This is a genomic window from Stenotrophomonas sp. JC08 (genome assembly GCF_052180205.1).
Classification (GTDB): Bacteria; Pseudomonadota; Gammaproteobacteria; order Xanthomonadales; family Xanthomonadaceae; genus Stenotrophomonas.
In genome coordinates, this window is sequence record NZ_CP197473.1 from 3,311,454 (window position 1) to 3,330,000 (window position 18,547).

Consider the following 18,547-nt stretch of genomic DNA (forward strand, 5'->3'; position numbering starts at 1 on the left):
CGAACCCGTTCAGCGGGCAGCTGCAAACCTGTCTCACAGACTGAGACCGGCATGTGCTTCCATGCGCTCCTTTGATCGGCAGTTGCGTGCATGGCGTTCTCCCTCGCTCCCCGCACCGAAGCCAGCGAACGGGCGCTGGCAACCACCGACGGCCTGCCCTCGCGTGACGGCTCGCTGCTGGGCCAGCGCCTGGCGCGGCGCTACAAGGACCGGGTCACCGGCAGTTTCACCATCCCGGGCCGCGAAGGCAGCTACGCACCGATCCCCGAGGACGTGCCCGAGGCGCTGAAAGCCGCGCTGAAGGCACGCGGCATCGAACAGCTGTATTCGCACCAGGCCGAGGCCTGGAATGCCAGCCAGCGCGGCGAGCATGTCGCCATCGTCACGCCCACCGCCTCGGGCAAGTCGCTGTGCTACACGCTGCCGGTGGTGAGCGCGGCGATGACCGGCAACGCCAAGGCCCTGTACCTGTTCCCGACCAAGGCGCTGGCACAGGACCAGGTGGCCGAACTGCTGGAGCTCAACCGCGCCGGCGATCTTGGGGTCAAAGCGTTCACTTTCGATGGCGACACCCCCGGCGATGCGCGGCAGGCGATCCGCCTGCATGGCGACATCGTGGTCAGCAACCCGGACATGCTGCACCAGGCGATCCTGCCGCATCACACCAAGTGGGCGCAGTTCTTCGAGAACCTGCGCTATGTGGTGATCGACGAGATCCACACCTACCGCGGCGTGTTCGGCAGCCATGTCACCAACGTGATCCGCCGGCTCAAGCGCATCTGCGCGTTCTACGGCGTGCAACCGCAGTTCATCCTGTGCTCGGCCACCATCGGCAATCCGCATGCGCATGCCGAGGCGCTGGTGGAAGAGTGCGTGCATGCGATCACCGAATCCGGCGCGCCGACCGGCCCCAAGCACGTGCTGCTGTGGAACCCGCCGGTCATCAACCCGGACCTGGGCCTGCGCGCCTCGGCGCGTTCGCAGGCCAACCGCATCGCCCGCATCGCGATCAAGAGCGGGCTGAAGACGCTGGTGTTCGCGCAGAGCCGCTTGATGGTGGAAGTGCTGACCAAATACCTGAAGGACATCTTCGACAACGACCCGCGCAAGACCGCACGTATCCGCGCCTATCGCGGTGGCTACCTGCCGACCGAGCGCCGCGAGGTGGAGCGGGCAATGCGGGCGGGCGATATCGACGGCATCGTCAGCACCTCGGCGCTGGAGCTGGGTGTGGATATCGGTGCGCTCGACGTGGTCATCCTCAATGGCTATCCGGGCAGCGTGGCGGCGACCTGGCAGCGCTTCGGCCGCGCCGGTCGTCGCCAGCAGGCAGCGCTCGGGGTGATGGTGGCCAGCAGCCAGCCGCTGGACCAGTACGTGGTGCGGCATCCGGACTTCTTCGCCAATGCCACGCCCGAGCACGCGCGCATCGCGCCGGACCAGCCGCTGATCCTGTTCGATCACATCCGCTGCGCCGCGTTCGAGCTGCCGTTCCTGGCCGGTGAACCGTTCGGGCCGATCGACCCGCTGGTGTTTTTGCAGGCGCTGGCCGAAACCGAGGTCATCCACCAGGAAGGCGACCGCTGGGAGTGGATCGCCGACAGCTATCCGGCCAACGCGGTGAGCCTGCGCGCGGTGGCCGATGGCAACTTCGTGGTGGTGGACCGCAGCGACGGAAAGCAGCAGATCATCGCCGAGGTGGATTATTCCGCCGCCGCACTGACGCTGTATGAAGGCGCGATCCACATGGTGCAGAGCACACCGTACCAGGTGGAGCGGCTGGACTGGGACGGGCGCAAGGCCTACGTCACCCGCACGCACGTGGACTACTACACCGACAGCATCGACTACACCAAGCTCAAGGTGCTGGACCGCTTCGACGGTAATGCCGCCGGCCGTGGCGATTCGCATCACGGTGAAGTGCATGTAGTGCGGCGCGTGGCCGGCTACAAGAAGATCCGCTACTACACGCATGAGAACATCGGCTACGGCCCGGTCAATCTTCCCGATCAGGAACTGCACACCACCGCGGTGTGGTGGCAGTTGCCGCAGGCCACGCTGCTGCGCAGCTTCGCGCAGAAACAGGATGCACTCGATGGTTTCCTCGGCGCGGCGTATGCGCTGCACATCGTCGCCACGGTGGCGGTGATGGCCGACGCACGCGATCTGCAGAAGGCGGTAGGCAATGGTGATGGCGCGTGGTTCGCCGTAGCTGACCAGACCGGTCGCGGCCAGCTGCGCGGCAACGAGGGCGGCGAAGGTGCTGTGGAGCTGATGCAGAGCTTCGTGCCGACCGTGTACCTGTACGACAACTTCCCGGGCGGCGGCGGCCTGAGCGAGCCGCTGTGGCTGCGTCAGGGCGAGCTGGTGCAGCGCGCGTTGGAACTGGTGGAGCGTTGCGACTGCAGCACCGGCTGTCCGGCCTGCGTGGGCCCGGTGCTGGCCACTCAGGAAGAGGACAAGGGCGAGACACCGCGCTCGCTGGCATTGAAGGTGTTGTCACTGCTGTCGGCCGAGCGCTGCGAGCAGGTGCAGGCGGTCATGCCCGATGCAGCGGATGAGGCGCTCGACCTGCTGCCATGAGCATCAGTCTGGACAAACTGAAGGCCCTGCGGAAGCAGGCCGGGCATGCGGACAAGGCCGCGCGTGGTTCGTCATCGACGGCGGAGGCGGCGGTTCCAGTGCCGGTGGCTGATTCGGAGGCTTGCTCGCATCCACATCGCGATTCGCCGCTTGCAGGCGCGGCGAGGGTGACGCGCGTATCGAGCGCGGAACCCTCTGCAATCTTCAGCATCACAGAGGGCGCCACACCGTCAGCGGCCGCATCCGCCAATACCACAGCGCGTACGCAACAACCTCTGCCCGCGTCGCGCGAAACCTCGGTGTTCGGCTGGGTCGAGCAGATCCAGCACAAAGCGGTTGCAACATCGCTGCCACCTGCCGCAACCGCGGCACAGCCGGCAGCGCGCCGGCCGCAGGATGGCGATGTGTTGCGACGCCTGCTCGCCACCCGCAAACGGGCTGCAGGTGCTCCGCTGCGCGCCGAACCTGCCGGACCGGTGGATCGCCAATTGCCCGGCACCGAGATCGCACCGGGCCTGCATCTGATCGAAGCCTTCCTGCCACAACCGATTCCGGCGCAACCGCTGTCACTGGCGTTCAGCAAGCGCCCCGACGAAACGGTGGCACCGCAGGACCTGCTGTTCTTCGACACCGAGACCACCGGTCTGGCCGGCGGCACCGGCACCCGCGCCTTCATGATCGGCGCGGCCGACTGGCATCACGATGCCGCGCGCGGCGAAGGCCTGCGCGTACGCCAGCTGCTGATGGCGACGATGGCCGCCGAGAACGCGATGCTGGAGCTGTTCGCCAGCTGGCTGGCACCTTCGACCGTGCTGTCCAGCTACAACGGCCGCTGCTACGACGCGCCACTGCTGAAAACCCGTTACCGGCTGGCACGCAAACCCGACCCGCTCACCGCGCTGGATCACGTGGACCTGCTGTTCCCGACCCGCCGCCGCTATCGCGGCAGCTGGGAGAACTGCCGGCTCGGCACCGTCGAGCGGCAGCTGCTGCGCATCGCCCGCGAGGACGACCTGCCGGGTTCGGAAGCTCCGGCGGCGTGGCTGGGTTATCTGCGTGGCGGCAGCGCGCGCAACCTGCGTCGCGTCGGTGAGCACAATCACCAGGACGTGGTGACGCTGGCACAACTGTTCCTGCGGCTGGTACAGGCCGAAGCGGATGAGCGCGCGACCCTGGCGTTGACCATGGCCGCCGGCACGTCGCTCCGCTGACGGCATGCCGGAAAACCGCTGGCCGCTGTCAGTGGGACATCGCGGGAGCACGCTTCCGCCGCCGGCCCATCAGCAAACCGTGCTGTCGATCTGCCAGCGCGCGAATTCACTTTCGAAGTCGGCCAGGGTGAGCAGGCCGACGCAGGCGTGCGCGCCCACCGGCAGCGCTTCGCCGCGGGCCAGCCGTCGTGCCAGCAGTACCGCCGCGAAGGTGGGAATTTCCGGGCCGTGCAGCATAGGCGCGGTGAGATCCCAGTGCACGGTATGTTCCAGACCGCCGCGCTGGCCGCGCAGGGTCACGCGCATGCCACCCAGGTCGGTACCGAAGCGGTCGAACCAGCGCCCGGCGCGCGCGAACACGCCGGCCAGCGCCGCCATCGGCAACGGCAGTCCACGCGCACGCAGCCACGCCAGTCCGGCCAGACAGCGCGACAGCAACGGCAGCTCCAGCGCCGCGCGAAAACGTACCGTCGCCACACCGGGATAGCGCTGCACCAGCAGGTCGTGGTCGGGCACATCGCAGGGCGAAGCCAGCCGTGGACCGATGGCAGCGAACGTCACCGGCTGCGGATCGGCCCAGCCGATCACGCGCTGCCAGCGGCCGTCGATCCAGCACTCGAACGGTTTGCCGCAGTACGACAGCACCGCGCGCACGGTGGCCACGCCCAGCGGCGTGGCCTGCGCCGGGGCGATGACCATGTCGATGCTGTGCAGCTGTTCGAACTGCGGCAGCAGCGCATCCACCACCGCGCAGGACAACGCCGGCAAGGTGCTGGCGCCGCTGATGGCACTGCGTTGCGCCAGTCGCGCCGCGGCATCCACCTGCGCCGGGAACTCACGGACGAACGCACGGCCATCGGCCAGGTCGATGTAGTGCATGCCGGCCTGCAGGCACGCCCGGGCAACGTCGAATCCCTGCCCCTGGAACGGCCCGGCAGTATGGATGACCAGGTCGGCGCGGGTGGCGGCCAGTGCAGTGGCGAAATCCGCGGCGGCGGTATCCAGCCGGCACAGTTCGATCATCGAAAGATCGACACCGGGCAGCCGCTCGGCCGCCTGCTCGGGATGGCGACCGGCGGCAATGACGCGGATGCCGGGCGTGATCGACAGCGCACGCACGATGCGCGCGCCGAAATGGCCATATCCGCCCAGCACCAGTACCCGACAGCCTTCCTGCTGTGACATCGCCACCACCCCTGACAAGGAAGGCCCGATTATCGTCAGGCTGACGGCGGGTTGTCAGGTGATCGTCCACCGCCGAATCGCAGGCCGGCGTTTTCATCGGCCGCTTACACCGGCGGCGGCAGGCTGTGACCATTCCCCGGCTGGAGCCGCCCAATGTCCCGCATCCTTGTAGTCGCCGGCATCGCCTTGATCGCGCTCAGCGCCTGCAGCAGCACGCAGGTGGTTCCGGTGGAACCCATCGACGGCGTGATTTCCGGACAGTGCCATACCGACATGGTGCGCGGCGCCGTGGGCCTGGCAGCCTCGCCGGGAACGGTGGAACGCGCGCGCGTGGACAGCGACAGCCTGGGCGTGAGCGTGGTGCGCGGGCAGCGCGACCGCAATGCGGCAACGCCCGCCGACAGCACCAGCAGCGGCGGCGGGCACCTGACCATCGAGGTCGGCGCCACCAACAACATCACCGCGCTGCGCTGCGGATAAACCGCCCGTTTTGCAGCGCGACGGTACACGCCGGAACGCAGACGATATGCTGGGGGCGTCCACCAACGCTCTGGAGTCCCGATGCAGTTTCCGTCAACGATGCGGCGTACCACCGCACTCATTGCCGCCACTTTCCCGCTCCTGTTGCTGCTGGGCGCGTGCACCGGCCCGGCGGTGGAAGAACAGGACGCGGCGCTGGACCAAGCCCAGCAGGCCGCCGCCGCCGTGGCAACACCGGAAGCGACCACGCCGCCGCCGGTCGGCAGCTGCGATGCCAGCCAGGTGCAGGGACTGGTCGGCCAGCTGTATACCGATGCCATGCAGTCCCCGGCCAAGGATGACGCCGGCGCCAGCGATGTGCGGGTGATCAAGCCGGACCAGCCGGTCACGATGGAGTTCATTGGCGAACGCCTGAACATCGAGATCGACGAAAACGGCGTCATCAGCGGCGTCCGCTGCGGCTGAGACGCAACCGCCAAAGCCTTACCGGGCAAGGCTTTGGTTGCCCCGGCAACAATATATTGCGGCAGCGCAGCAACTGTGTTCTAGTCGAGCCATCCGGTGACCTCAGGTGCGCTCTTGTTGGAGCACATCGTGTCCATTGGATGGGCGCCAAGGCGCTGGGACCAGGCGGATACGCCGCGACGGCGCCGCCGGGCACACACCCGCCAGCTCGTGCGGCAGCACGCGCCACCCATCTGAAGTGCATGACGTGCTCTGTGAGCGGGCGGAAGTGTCGCCGCTCATCTCACAACACGCGCACGAGGCACCGATGGCTGTCCGAACCCCGCAAGGGCTTTACGACCCGCAACACGAACGCGATGCCTGTGGTTTCGGCATGGTCGCCCAGCTCGACGACCAGCCCTCCCGGCTGCTGGTCGACACCGCCATCGCCGCGCTGTCACGCATGACCCACCGCGGCGGTGTCGCCGCCGACGGGCTCACCGGCGACGGCTGCGGCCTGCTGCTGCGCAAACCCACCGTGTTCCTGCGCCAGCTGGCCGAAGAGGCCGGCATCCGCATCGGCCCGAACTTCGCCGCCGGCGTGGTGTTCCTGCCGCACGATGCCGACGCCGCACAGCGCTGTCGTGATGAACTGGACGCGCAACTGCGTACCGCCGGCGCCCATCCGCGTGGCTGGCGCGAGGTGCCCACCGATGCCAGCGTCTGCGGCGAACTGGCCCGGGCCACGCTGCCGCGGATCGAGCAGGTGTTCGTCGACGCCGATCCCGGCCAGAGCGCCGAGCAGTTCGCACTGGCGTTGTTCCTGGCCCGGCGCCGCAGCGAACAGGCACTGCGCGATGTCGCCGACTACTACGTCACCACCCTCAGCGCCGAGGCCATCAGCTACAAGGGCATGGTGCTGCCGGACAAGCTCAGCACCTTCTACCCGGACCTGCAGCGCCACGAACTGGCTTCCTCGGTCGTCGTGTTCCACCAGCGCTTCTCCACCAACACGATGCCGCGCTGGCCGCTGGCGCATCCGTTCCGCCTGCTCGCCCACAACGGCGAGATCAACACCATCGAAGGCAACCGCCACTGGGCGCAGGCGCGCAGCAAGGTGTGGAAGACGCCGAAGTTCGACATCGCCGAGCTCGATCCGGTGATCTCGATGCACGGCTCCGATTCGCAGAGCATGGACAACATGCTCGAGCTGATGGTGGCCGGTGGCATGGAGCTGATCCAGGCGCTGCGCATCCTGGTGCCACCGGCGACGCAGTCGCTGGAGTTCAAGGACGCCGACCTGGCCGCGTTCTACGAGTTCTATGGGCTGAACAGCGAGCCGTGGGATGGCCCGGCCGGCATCGTCGCCTGCGATGGCCGCTACGCCGCGTGCACGCTGGACCGCAACGGCCTGCGTCCCGCCCGCTGGATGCTGACTTCCGACCGCCACTTCCTGGTCGCCTCCGAAGCCGGTGTGTGGGAAGTGCCGACCGAGCGCATCGTGCAGAAGGGCAAGCTCGGCCCGGGCCAGATGATGGCCATCGATCTCAAGCGTGGCGACCTGCTCGATTCGGACGCCATCGACCGCATCAACCGTGCACGTGCGCCGTACAAGCAATGGCTGCACCAGGGCGTGACCTACCTGCAGACCGAACTGATCGATCCCTCGCTGGCCGAGGAACCGTTCGACGAGGCCACGCTGCGCAGCTACCACAAGCTGTTCCAGCTCACGACCGAAGAACTGGAACAGGTGCTGCGGCCGCTGGCCGAAACCGGCCAGGAAGCCACCGGCTCGATGGGCGATGACACGCCGATCGCCGTGCTCAGCCGCAACACGCGGCCGCTGTACGACTACTTCCGCCAGGCGTTCGCGCAGGTCACCAACCCGCCGATCGACCCGCTGCGCGAAGACTGCGCGATGTCGCTGAGCACCCAGCTCGGCAAGGAAACCAACATCTTCCATGCCGGCGCGGAGACGGTGAACCACGTCATCCTCAACTCGCCGGTACTGAGCCAGCGCAAGCTGCGCCAGTTGTTGAAGATGGAGCAGTACGTCGAACGCAATCGTTTGATCGATCTGTCCTACAGCGTCGAGGAAGGCATCACCGCAGGCATCGAGCGCATCTGCGCGCAGTGCGAACAGGCCGCGCGCGACGGCATCGTGGTGCTGCTGCTGTCCGACCGTTACCCGGTGCCGGACCGCCCGATGGTGCATGCGCTGCTGGCGACCAGCGCCGTGCATCATCACCTGTCCACGCTGGGCCTGCGCTGTGACGTCAACCTGATCATCGAGACCGGCACCGCGCGCGATGCGCACCACATGGCCTGCCTGCTCGGCTTCGGCGCCACCGCGGTGTATCCGTACCTGGCCTACCAGACGCTGTTCGACCTCGGCCGGCGCGGCATCCTGCAGCTGAAGAAGGGCGGGGAGGTTTCACAGATCGGCCGCAGCTACCGCAAGGGCATCTACAAGGGCCTTTCCAAGATCATCTCGAAGATGGGCATCTGCACCGTAGCCAGCTACCGCGGCGCGCAGCTGTTCGAGATCATCGGCCTGGACCCGGACGTGGTGGCGCTGTGCTTCCCCGATGCCACCGCGCGTATTGGCGGCGTCAACCTGGCACGGCTGGATACCGAAGCACGCGAGCTCACCGTGCGTGCCTGGAACGAGCTGGCGCAGCCGGAAGTCGGCGGCCTGCTCAAGTACGTGCATGGCGGCGAATACCACATGTACAACCCGGACGTGGTGATGACGCTGCAGCGCGCCTCGCGCACCGGCGATGCCGCCGACTGGCGCAAGTACATGGACGCGGTGCATGCACGCCCGACCTCGGCGCTGCGCGACCTGCTACAGCTCAAGCCGGCGGCCACGCCGGTGCCGCTGGACGAAGTGGAACCGGCCGAAGCGCTGTTCAAGCGGTTTGATACCGCCGCCATTTCACTCGGCGCGCTGTCGCCTGAAGCGCATGAAGCCCTGGCCATTGCGATGAACCGCCTCGGCGGCCGCTCCAACTCCGGCGAAGGCGGCGAAGATCCGGCGCGCTACGGCACCGAGAAGCGCTCCAAGATCAAGCAGGTGGCATCAGGCCGCTTCGGCGTCACCGCCGAGTACCTGGTCAATGCCGAAGTGCTGCAGATCAAGGTCGCGCAGGGCGCCAAACCCGGCGAAGGCGGCCAGCTGCCCGGCCACAAGGTCAACGAGCTGATCGCACGGCTGCGTTACGCCAAGCCCGGCATCGGCCTGATCTCGCCGCCACCGCATCACGACATCTATTCGATCGAAGACCTAGCGCAGCTGATCTATGACCTGAAGCAGGTCAACCCGGAGGCGCTGGTGTCGGTGAAGCTGGTCAGCCATGCCGGTGTCGGCACCATCGCCGCCGGCGTGGTCAAGGCCGGTGCCGACCTGATCACCGTGTCCGGCCACGACGGCGGTACCGGCGCCTCGCCGATCAGCTCGATCCGCTATGCCGGCGTGCCGTGGGAACTGGGCGTGGCCGAATCACACCAGGCACTGGTTGGCAACGACCTGCGTGGCCGCACCATCCTGCAGACCGATGGCGGTTTGAAGACCGGCCTGGACGTGGTCAAGGCCGCGCTGCTGGGCGCCGACAGCTTCGGCTTCGGCACCGGGCCGATGATCGTGCTGGGCTGCAAGTACCTGCGCATCTGCCACCTCAACAACTGCGCCACCGGCGTGGCCACCCAGGACGAGCGCCTGCGCGAAGGCTATTTCACCGGCCTGCCGGAGCGCGTGGAGAACTTCTTCCGGCTGCTGGCTGAGGAAGTGCGTGAGTGGTTGGCGCTGTTGGGCGCGCGTTCGCTGCAGGAAATCGTCGGCCGCACCGATCTGCTGCAACAGCTGGACGTGTCGCCGCGCGAAGGCGTCAAGGTCGACCTGTCGCGGCTGCTCGCTCCAGCACAGTACGAAGGTTCGCATTGCGCAGCGCAGCGCCTGTACCAGTCCCCGGACAGCCTGGCCACGCAGATGGACGACCTGCTGGCCGATGCCATCACCCACAAGCGCGGTGGCGAACACCGATTCCTGATCCACAACACCGACCGCTCGGTGGGTACCCGCCTGGCCGGCGCCATCGCCCGCGTGCACGGCAACCACGGCATGGCCGATGCGCCGTTGCAGCTGCGCTTCCGCGGCACTGCCGGACAGAGCCTGGGCGCGTTCAATGTCGATGGCCTGCACCTGGAAGTGGAAGGTGAAGCCAACGACTATGTCGGCAAGGGCATGGCCGGCGGCCGGCTGGTGGTGCGTCCGCCGCGTGGCGCACGCTTCGAGGCGCGCAACACCGCGATCATCGGCAACACCTGCCTGTATGGCGCCACCGGCGGTGAACTGTTTGCCGCAGGCCGGGCGGGCGAGCGCTTCGGCGTGCGCAACTCCGGCGCGCTGGCGGTGATCGAAGGCGCCGGCGACCACTGCTGCGAGTACATGACCGACGGCATCGTCGCCGTGCTCGGCAAGGTCGGCCTGAACTTCGGCGCCGGCTTCACCGGCGGGCTGGCCTATGTGCTGGATATCGACCGCGACTTCGTGGACCGCTACAACCACGAGCTGATCGACATCCACCGCATCTCGGCCGAGGGCTTCGAGAACTACCGCCAGCACCTGCACACCCTGATCGGCCGCCATCGCGAGCTGACCGGCAGCATCTGGGCGCAGCAGATCCTGGACGAGTTCCGCGACTACGTCGGCAAGTTCTGGCTGGTCAAACCCAAGGCCGCCAGCATCGAATCGCTGGCCGAATCGCTACGCCGCGCCGCTTGATACCGCGCTGCCGCCGACAACCTCGGCGGCACCGTTTCCACTGTTATGCCTCAGCCAATGCTTCCCGCGCGGGAAGCTCGCCCGGAACCTTCCATGAGCCGCAAGCAAGCCTTCCAGTTCCTCGATCTGCCCCGCACCATGCCGCAGCGCATTCCCGTGGAATTGCGCACGTCCGGCGATTGGGGCGAGCTGTACGGCAAGTTCGACAAGGCCGACGCGCAGTACCAGGCCGGCCGCTGTCTGGATTGCGGCAACCCGTACTGCAGCTGGAAGTGCCCGGTGCACAACGCCATTCCACAGTGGCTGCAGCTGGTGCAGGAAGATCGCATCCACGAGGCGGCCACGCTGTGCCATTCAACCAACCCGCTGCCGGAGGTGTGCGGCCGTGTATGCCCGCAGGACCGCCTGTGCGAAGGCAGCTGCACGCTGGAGGAATTCGGTGCGGTCACCATCGGCGCGGTGGAGAAGTACATCGTCGACACCGCGCTGGCTACCGGCTGGAAGCCGGACCTGCATGCGGTTGAGAACACCGGCAAGCGTGTTGCGGTCGTTGGTGCCGGCCCCGCAGGTCTGGCCTGCGCCGATCGCCTCGCACGTGCCGGCGTGCAGGCAGTGGTGTTTGACCGCTATGAACAGATCGGCGGCCTGCTGCAGTTCGGCATCCCCAGCTTCAAGCTGGACAAGAGCGTGATCGACCGCCGCCGCGAAATCCTGGAAGGCATGGGCGTGCAGTTCCGCCTGGGCGTGGAGATCGGCCGCGATATCAGCATCGAGCAGCTACAGACCGACTATGACGCCGTGTTCCTTGGCACTGGTGCCTACCGCTACACCGACGGCGGCCTGATCGGCCAGGACCTGAAGAACGTGCTGCCGGCGCTGCCGTTCCTGGTGCAGAACAGCCGCATCGTCGGTGGCAACGATCCGCACGGCCGGCCGATCGCCGGCTGGGAAGACACCATCGCCCTGCCCGACCTCAACGGCAAGCGGGTGGTGGTGCTCGGTGGCGGCGATACCGGCATGGACTGCGTGCGCAGCGCGATCCGCCTGGGTGCGGCCAGGGTGACCTGCGCCTACCGCCGCGACGAGGCCAACATGCCCGGCTCGGCGCGCGAGGTGGCCAATGCCCGCGAGGAAGGCGTGCGCTTTTTGTTCAACCGCCAGCCGCTGGCGATCGAGGCCGGTGCCGACGATGAAGTGATCGGCGTGACCGTGGTCGAGACGCAACTGGCTGCGCCCGATGCCAATGGCCGCCGCAACGCCGAGCCGATCGAGGGCAGCGAATCGCTGCTGGAAGCGGACGTGGTGATCATCGCGTTCGGCTTCTCACCGAGCCTGCCGGACTGGCTGGCAGCGCAAGGGGTGGAAGCCGGCAACAACGGCCGCATCCTCGCCGGTGGCGGCACACGCCTGCCCTATCAGACCCACAATCCGAAACTGTTCGCCGGTGGCGATGCGGTACGCGGCGCGGATCTGGTAGTGACGGCGGTGGCTGAAGGACGTGATGCGGCCGCCAGCATCATCACCCTGCTGCAACGCTGACACAGGCCCTACACTGCCCAGTCCCCAATCGGAGAAGTGCCCGCAATGCGTATCGGTCTGGCGGCCAACCGCCTGCATCATGAAGGTCCTGATTCGGCCCTGTTCCGCTGGCTGCGCGCCTGCCAAAACGGTATCCGCGAACTGGGCGTGGAGCTGCATGCGGTCGGCCGCACCTACGACGCCATCGCCAGCACCGGTCCACTGGAAAGCTATCCGGCCCTCAAGCGCTATCCCTATGGTCGCGAAGGCGGGCTGATGAAGCTGGTGGCCGAAGTGGTGGGCATGGGCACGCCCGAACGCACCCTGGACGGCGCCATCTACCTGATCGATCCGGTCGATCCGTCCTCGGTGTTCCCCGAGGCGATCGCGCTGAAGCGCCAGTGCGTGATCCACGGCAAGCCCTTCATCTCCACCGTCGCCACCGCGCGCGACTGGATCGAGATGGAGCGCATCCATGCCGGCTTCGCCCCCGATCCCGGTGCGGACGATCTGCATGACTTCAGCAACCAGACCCTGGCGCTGATCGCCCACGACGCGCGCAAGCCGCAGATGCTGGAGTTCGCCGCCGCGCATTTCGACGTGCTCTCGCAGTTCGCCCAGCGCATCGGCACCGGCACCACCGGCCAACGCCTGAACGAGCTGGCCTGGAGCCGCGGCTGGTCACGTGAGCAGGAATGGATCCAGCGCTTCCAGAGCGGCCCGCTGGGCGGTGACGCACAGATCGCTGATCGCGTGCTGGAGCACCGTTGCCAGCGGGCGATTTTCTTCGAAGATCCGCACGTGGCGCGCCAGCACGAAGCCGACATCCAGCTGCTGGAGCGCGCGGTGACGACGGTGACGGACGAGGCGGTGTGCATCACCGCGCCGGGGATTGCCGCCCGCTGGGCGCAGGCAGCCGTACTGCGACGGCGCTGATTGCATTCACCCGCCATTTTTCCAAGCCCGGCACTGCCGGGCTTTTTCTTTGTCCTCGACAACACACTCGTCCGCGAGCCGCTCTCCCGCAGCGCTGGTGATAATGCTTGCCACCGCAATCGCGGTAATGCCTCACGCGTAGCGCATACCGTGGATTTCAGACCATTCTTGCTGCCAATAAAAAAGGTTCTTCTCCCAACTGAGGGGAGAGAGGCGCACGGCCGACCGGGCAGAATTGTTGTTCTCGAGGCAACAAGCTGGGGCCGGCCGTGGCCGATGGGGATTGTATTGCGCAACTGGGTGGCTGGGCGGGATATCGGGTGGAGGACTGGCGGCACGAGCGACGCGCAGCTCGTCGCTGGCTGATCTTGGAGCTGACGCCAGCACCTGACCAGGTTCGCTGCTGCAGCAGCTGCGGCGAGGTGGTCACGGCGATCCACGACCGCACGGTGCGCCGGATCCGCGACCTGTCGTTGTTCGAGGATCCGGTGGAGTTGGAGGTCGAGCGGCTGCGGCTGGCATGTCCACGCTGCGGCCCGCGGCTGGAGCAGTTGGACTGGCTGGAGCCGTATGCCCGGGTGACCCGGCGGCTGGCCGACAGCGTGGCCCGGCTGTGTACGGCAACCTCGGTGAGGTATGCCGCGGACTGGCACGACATCGACTGGAAGACGGCCAAGGCGATCGATTTCCGGACGTTGGAGCGCCGCATGGGGCCAATTGACCTGGATGGCGTACGCCGGATTGCGATGGATGAGTTCGCGATCCAGAAGGGCCATCGCTACGCCACGGTCGTGGTCGACGTGGAGCATAAGCGGGTGCTGTGGGTGGGGCGTGGCCGCAGCCGCGCCGAGGTGCGGCCATTCTTCGAACTGCTCGGGCCCGAGCGCTGCGCCCAGGTCCAAGCCGTGGCGATGGACATGAACACGGCTTACGACCTGGAGGTTCGGCAGCACTGTCCGGATGCCCGCGTGGTCTACGACCTGTTCCACGTGATCGCCAAGTACGGTCGCGAGGTGATCAGCCGGGTGCGGGTGGATGCAGCCAATCAGCTGCGCCACGACAGGCCGGCACGCCGGGTGATCAAGCGTTCGCACTGGCTGTTGCTGCGCAACCCGGGGAACCTGAAGGACAACGAGCAGGTCCGGCTGGCCGAGGTGCTGGAAGCCAACCAGTCGCTGATGGCGGTCTATGTGATGAAGGAACAGCTCAAGACACTATGGAACGCGCCGACGGCCTGGGCCTGGCGCAGGGCCTGGAAGCAGTGGCTGCGCCACGCCCGGGAGAGTGGTATCCCGGCCTTGATGCACTTTGCAAAATGCCTGCGCCCCTACTGGCGCGGCATCCTCAGCCGGGTCCGCTGGCCGATGCACACCGGCCTGGTCGAGGGCATCAACAACCGGATCAAGGTCATCAAGCGCATCGCCTACGGCTACCGCGATGACGCCTACTTCTTCCTCAAGATCCGCGCTGCCTTCCCCGGAATTGGGAGATGAACCATAAAAAACCCCGCTGCGCAGGCAGCGGGGTTTGGGGATAACTCCTGACGATGACCTACTCTCGCAAGGCTTGGGCCTCACTACCATCGGCGCGGCTGCGTTTCACTTCCGAGTTCGGGATGGGATCGGGTGGTGCCACAGCACTGTTTTCATCAGGAAGCCGGTGGGAGCAGCGCGGTGCGCCAGCTCGGAGGCGGTTTCCATCATCGCGTACATTCGAGGATGTGCGCGGTGGGTTTTACAAAAAGCAAATCCCCGCAGCCGGAGCTGCGGGGATTTGGGGTAAAGCCCCTGGCGATGACCTACTCTCGCATGGCTTGAGCCACACTACCATCGGCGCAGCTGCGTTTCACTTCCGAGTTCGGGATGGGATCGGGTGGTTCCACAGCGCTAATTTCACCAGGGAGACGGTTGGAGCGTCGCCGGCTTTGTTCTTCCGCCTTGGCAGGGAACAAAGCGCATAAAGGCGCCCAGTCTCACATTAGGTCTTGTGACGTAGCGTGCACTTGGATCTATCGACATGTCGTCGGCCAAGGCAACTTGAGGTTATATGGTCAAGCCTCACGGATCATTAGTATCAGTTAGCTCAATACATTGCTGCACTTACACACCTGACCTATCAACCACGTAGTCTACATGGTTCCTTCAGGGGGCTTGTGCCCCGGGAAGTCTCATCTTGAGGCACGCTTCCCGCTTAGATGCTTTCAGCGGTTATCGTTTCCGAACATAGCTACCCGGCAATGCCACTGGCGTGACAACCGGAACACCAGAGGTTCGTCCACTCCGGTCCTCTCGTACTAGGAGCAGCCCCTCTCAAACTTCCAACGCCCATGGCAGATAGGGACCGAACTGTCTCACGACGTTCTGAACCCAGCTCGCGTACCACTTTAAATGGCGAACAGCCATACCCTTGGGACCGACTACAGCCCCAGGATGTGATGAGCCGACATCGAGGTGCCAAACACCGCCGTCGATATGAACTCTTGGGCGGTATCAGCCTGTTATCCCCGGAGTACCTTTTATCCGTTGAGCGATGGCCCTTCCATACAGAACCACCGGATCACTAAGTCCTAGTTTCCTACCTGCTTGATCCGTCGATCTTGCAGTCAAGCACGCTTATGCCTTTGCACACAGTGCGCGATGTCCGACCGCGCTGAGCGTACCTTCGAGCTCCTCCGTTACTCTTTAGGAGGAGACCGCCCCAGTCAAACTACCCACCATACACGGTCCCCGACCCAGATAATGGGCCTAGGTTAGAACGTCAAGCACGACAGGGTGGTATTTCAAGGATGGCTCCACTGCAGCTAGCGCCACAGTTTCATAGCCTCCCACCTATCCTACACAGACGAACTCAACGTTCAGTGTAAAGCTATAGTAAAGGTTCACGGGGTCTTTCCGTCTTGCCACGGGAACGCTGCATCTTCACAGCGATTTCAATTTCACTGAGTCTCGGGTGGAGACAGCGCCGCCATCGTTACGCCATTCGTGCAGGTCGGAACTTACCCGACAAGGAATTTCGCTACCTTAGGACCGTTATAGTTACGGCCGCCGTTTACTGGGGCTTCGATCAAGAGCTTCGCCTTGCGGCTGACCCCATCAATTAACCTTCCAGCACCGGGCAGGCGTCACACCCTATACGTCCACTTTCGTGTTTGCAGAGTGCTGTGTTTTTGATAAACAGTCGCAGCGGCCTGGTTACTTCGGCCATCGTCAGCTATAGCCCGCATGGGCCACCGACAATGGCGCACCTTCTCCCGAAGTTACGGTGCCATGTTGCCTAGTTCCTTCACCCGAGTTCTCTCAAGCGCCTGAGAATTCTCATCCTACCCACCTGTGTCGGTTTACGGTACGGTCTGCGTAAGCTGAAGCTTAGGAGCTTTTCCTGGAAGCGTGGTATCAGTGACTCTGTCTTAAAGACTCGTCTCGGTGCTCGGTCTTGAAGGATCCCGGATTTGCCAAAGATCCAAACCTACCGCCTTTCCCCGGGACAACCAACGCCCGGTACACCTAACCTTCTCCGTCCCTCCATCGCACTTACGCGAGGTGCAGGAATATTAACCTGCTTCCCATCGACTACGCATTTCTGCCTCGCCTTAGGGGCCGACTCACCCTGCGCCGATTAACGTTGCGCAAGGAAACCTTGGGCTTTCGGCGTGCGGGTTTTTCACCCGCATTATCGTTACTCATGTCAGCATTCGCACTTCCGATACCTCCAGCAAGCTTCTCAACTCACCTTCACAGGCTTACGGAACGCTCCTCTACCGCGCATCACAAAGTGATGCACCCCAAGCTTCGGTTCACTGCTTAGCCCCGTTAAATCTTCCCCGCAGACCGACTCGACCAGTGAGCTATTACGCTTTCTTTAAAGGGTGGCTGCTTCTAAGCCAACCTCCTGGCTGTCTGTGCCTTTCCACATGGTTTTCCACTTAGCAGTGAATTTGGGACCTTAGCTGTGGGTCTGGGTTGTTTCCCTTTTCACGACGGACGTTAGCACCCGCCGTGTGTCTCCCATACAGTCCGTCTCGGTATTCGGAGTTTGCAATGGTTTGGTAAGTCGCGATGACCCCCTAGCCATAACAGTGCTCTACCCCCGAGAGGATACATATGAGGCGCTACCTAAATAGCTTTCGAGGAGAACCAGCTATCTCCGGGTTCGATTAGCTTTTCACTCCTAATCACACCTCATCCCCTACCTTTGCAACGGGAGTGGGTTCGGGCCTCCAGTGCGTGTTACCGCACCTTCACCCTGGGCATGACTAGATCACCCGGTTTCGGGTCTACTGCCCGCGACTATGCGCCCTTATCAGACTCGGTTTCCCTTCGCCTCCCCTATACGGTTAAGCTTGCCACGAACAGTAAGTCGCTGACCCATTATACAAAAGGTACGCAGTCACTCTTGCGAGCTCCTACTGCTTGTACGCACACGGTTTCAGGTTCTATTTCACTCCCCTCTCCGGGGTTCTTTTCGCCTTTCCCTCACGGTACTGGTTCACTATCGGTCGGTCAGTAGTATTTAGCCTTGGAGGATGGTCCCCCCATATTCAGACAGGGTTTCACGTGCCCCGCCCTACTCGTCTTCACTGGTATGGCCCTTTCAAATACAGGGCTATCACCTTCTATGGCCAGCCTTTCCAGACTGTTTTTCTAGAACCATACCAGCTTAAGGGCTGTTCCCCGTTCGCTCGTCGCTACTCAGGGAATCTCGGTTGATTTCTTTTCCTCCGGTTACTTAGATATTTCAGTTCACCGGGTTCGCTTTGCATGGCTATGTATTCACCATGCAATACTGCCGAAGCAGTGGGTTTCCCCATTCGGACATTGCGGGATCAATGCTTGTTGCCAGCTCCCCCACACTTTTCGCAGGCTGCCACGTCCTTCATCGCCTCTGACCGCCAAGGCATCCACCGTGTGCGCTTATTCGCTTGACCATATAACCGCAAGTTGCCTTGGGCTACATTTGATCCAGGGGTACAAAGCCCGGATACGAATATAACGACTCAATTAATAAGAAGACATTTAAGTCTTCCGCCTTAGCCTCACGACACGTCAAGATAGATAATCTCAAACGCTCGCTACGTCACAAGTTTTAAAAGAACAGATACCAGCCACAATGCTGATGTCTATAAATTCTTTGTATGCGCCAATCATTCAGAGTGGTGGGTCTGGGAGGACTCGAACCACCGACCTCACCCTTATCAGGGGTGCGCTCTAACCACCTGAGCTACAGACCCAATGTTCTGTCATAACTCAATATGGTGGAGCCTGTCGGGATCGAACCGACGACCCCCTGCTTGCAAAGCAGGTGCTCTCCCAGCTGAGCTAAGGCCCCGTAATGGGACTTTCCACAACGGCCCAGCCGTTGCAGATCTCTGAATGCAGGTTTCTTGTGAGGACGCCTGACAGGCGATGCT

General features: G+C 64.3%; 9 protein-coding genes, 2 tRNA genes and 3 rRNA genes. 8 read left to right on the forward strand and 6 right to left on the reverse strand.

What is annotated here, in order from left to right; translation table 11 throughout:
* The first annotated feature begins 90 nt into the window (after positions 1–90).
* Both ACSBPQ_RS15290 and ACSBPQ_RS15295 read left to right on the forward strand, forming a co-directional pair.
* On the forward strand, positions 91–2,583 hold the full coding sequence (locus ACSBPQ_RS15290; RefSeq protein ID WP_442682931.1) for a DEAD/DEAH box helicase: 2,493 nt from the start codon (positions 91–93) through the stop codon (positions 2,581–2,583).
* On the forward strand, positions 2,580–3,794 hold the full coding sequence (locus ACSBPQ_RS15295) for a ribonuclease H-like domain-containing protein (protein ID WP_442682932.1): 1,215 nt from the start codon (positions 2,580–2,582) through the stop codon (positions 3,792–3,794). The genes ACSBPQ_RS15290 and ACSBPQ_RS15295 overlap by 4 nt, the downstream gene beginning before the upstream one ends.
* 69 nt (positions 3,795–3,863) lie before the next feature.
* Here ACSBPQ_RS15295 and ACSBPQ_RS15300 read toward each other — a convergent pair whose 3' ends face one another.
* Complete coding sequence (locus ACSBPQ_RS15300) at positions 3,864–4,979, reverse strand: saccharopine dehydrogenase NADP-binding domain-containing protein (RefSeq protein ID WP_442682933.1); 1,116 nt, start codon at positions 4,977–4,979, stop codon at positions 3,864–3,866.
* Positions 4,980–5,132: 153 nt separating this feature from the next.
* On the opposite strand from ACSBPQ_RS15300, the gene ACSBPQ_RS15305 reads away from it, so the two are divergent.
* The 6 genes from ACSBPQ_RS15305 to ACSBPQ_RS15330 all read left to right on the forward strand — a co-directional run bounded on the left by ACSBPQ_RS15305 (position 5,133) and on the right by ACSBPQ_RS15330 (position 14,633).
* Positions 5,133–5,459, forward strand: a complete 327-nt coding sequence (locus tag ACSBPQ_RS15305; RefSeq protein WP_442682934.1) for a hypothetical protein — start codon at positions 5,133–5,135, stop codon at positions 5,457–5,459.
* 81 nt (positions 5,460–5,540) lie between these two features.
* Positions 5,541–5,924: an I78 family peptidase inhibitor gene (locus ACSBPQ_RS15310; RefSeq protein WP_442682935.1), complete on the forward strand. Its 384-nt coding sequence runs from the start codon at positions 5,541–5,543 to the stop codon at positions 5,922–5,924.
* A 307-nt stretch (positions 5,925–6,231) separates the two neighbouring features.
* Positions 6,232–10,686: a glutamate synthase large subunit gene (gene gltB / locus ACSBPQ_RS15315; RefSeq protein ID WP_442682936.1), complete on the forward strand. Its 4,455-nt coding sequence runs from the start codon at positions 6,232–6,234 to the stop codon at positions 10,684–10,686.
* Positions 10,687–10,779: 93 nt separating this feature from the next.
* Entirely contained in the window at positions 10,780–12,225 is a 1,446-nt protein-coding gene (locus tag ACSBPQ_RS15320) for an FAD-dependent oxidoreductase (RefSeq protein ID WP_442682937.1), read from the forward strand.
* A gap of 45 nt (positions 12,226–12,270) precedes the next feature.
* Entirely contained in the window at positions 12,271–13,140 is an 870-nt protein-coding gene (locus ACSBPQ_RS15325) for a methylglyoxal synthase (protein ID WP_442682938.1), read from the forward strand.
* Positions 13,141–13,409: 269 nt separating this feature from the next.
* Positions 13,410–14,633, forward strand: a complete 1,224-nt coding sequence (locus ACSBPQ_RS15330) for an ISL3 family transposase (RefSeq protein ID WP_442682939.1) — start codon at positions 13,410–13,412, stop codon at positions 14,631–14,633.
* A 45-nt stretch (positions 14,634–14,678) separates the two neighbouring features.
* Here ACSBPQ_RS15330 and rrf (ACSBPQ_RS15335) read toward each other — a convergent pair.
* From rrf (ACSBPQ_RS15335) to ACSBPQ_RS15355, 5 genes are all read right to left on the reverse strand, one after another.
* A 5S ribosomal RNA gene (gene rrf, locus ACSBPQ_RS15335) occupies positions 14,679–14,793 on the reverse strand.
* 132 nt (positions 14,794–14,925) lie between these two features.
* Positions 14,926–15,040: ribosomal RNA gene (rrf, locus tag ACSBPQ_RS15340) — 5S ribosomal RNA — on the reverse strand.
* Between the two features lie 146 nt (positions 15,041–15,186).
* A 23S ribosomal RNA gene (locus ACSBPQ_RS15345) occupies positions 15,187–18,064 on the reverse strand.
* A 226-nt stretch (positions 18,065–18,290) separates the two neighbouring features.
* Positions 18,291–18,367: transfer RNA gene (locus tag ACSBPQ_RS15350), tRNA-Ile, on the reverse strand.
* Positions 18,368–18,389: 22 nt separating this feature from the next.
* Positions 18,390–18,465, reverse strand: a tRNA-Ala gene (locus ACSBPQ_RS15355).
* Positions 18,466–18,547: the final 82 nt, after the last annotated feature.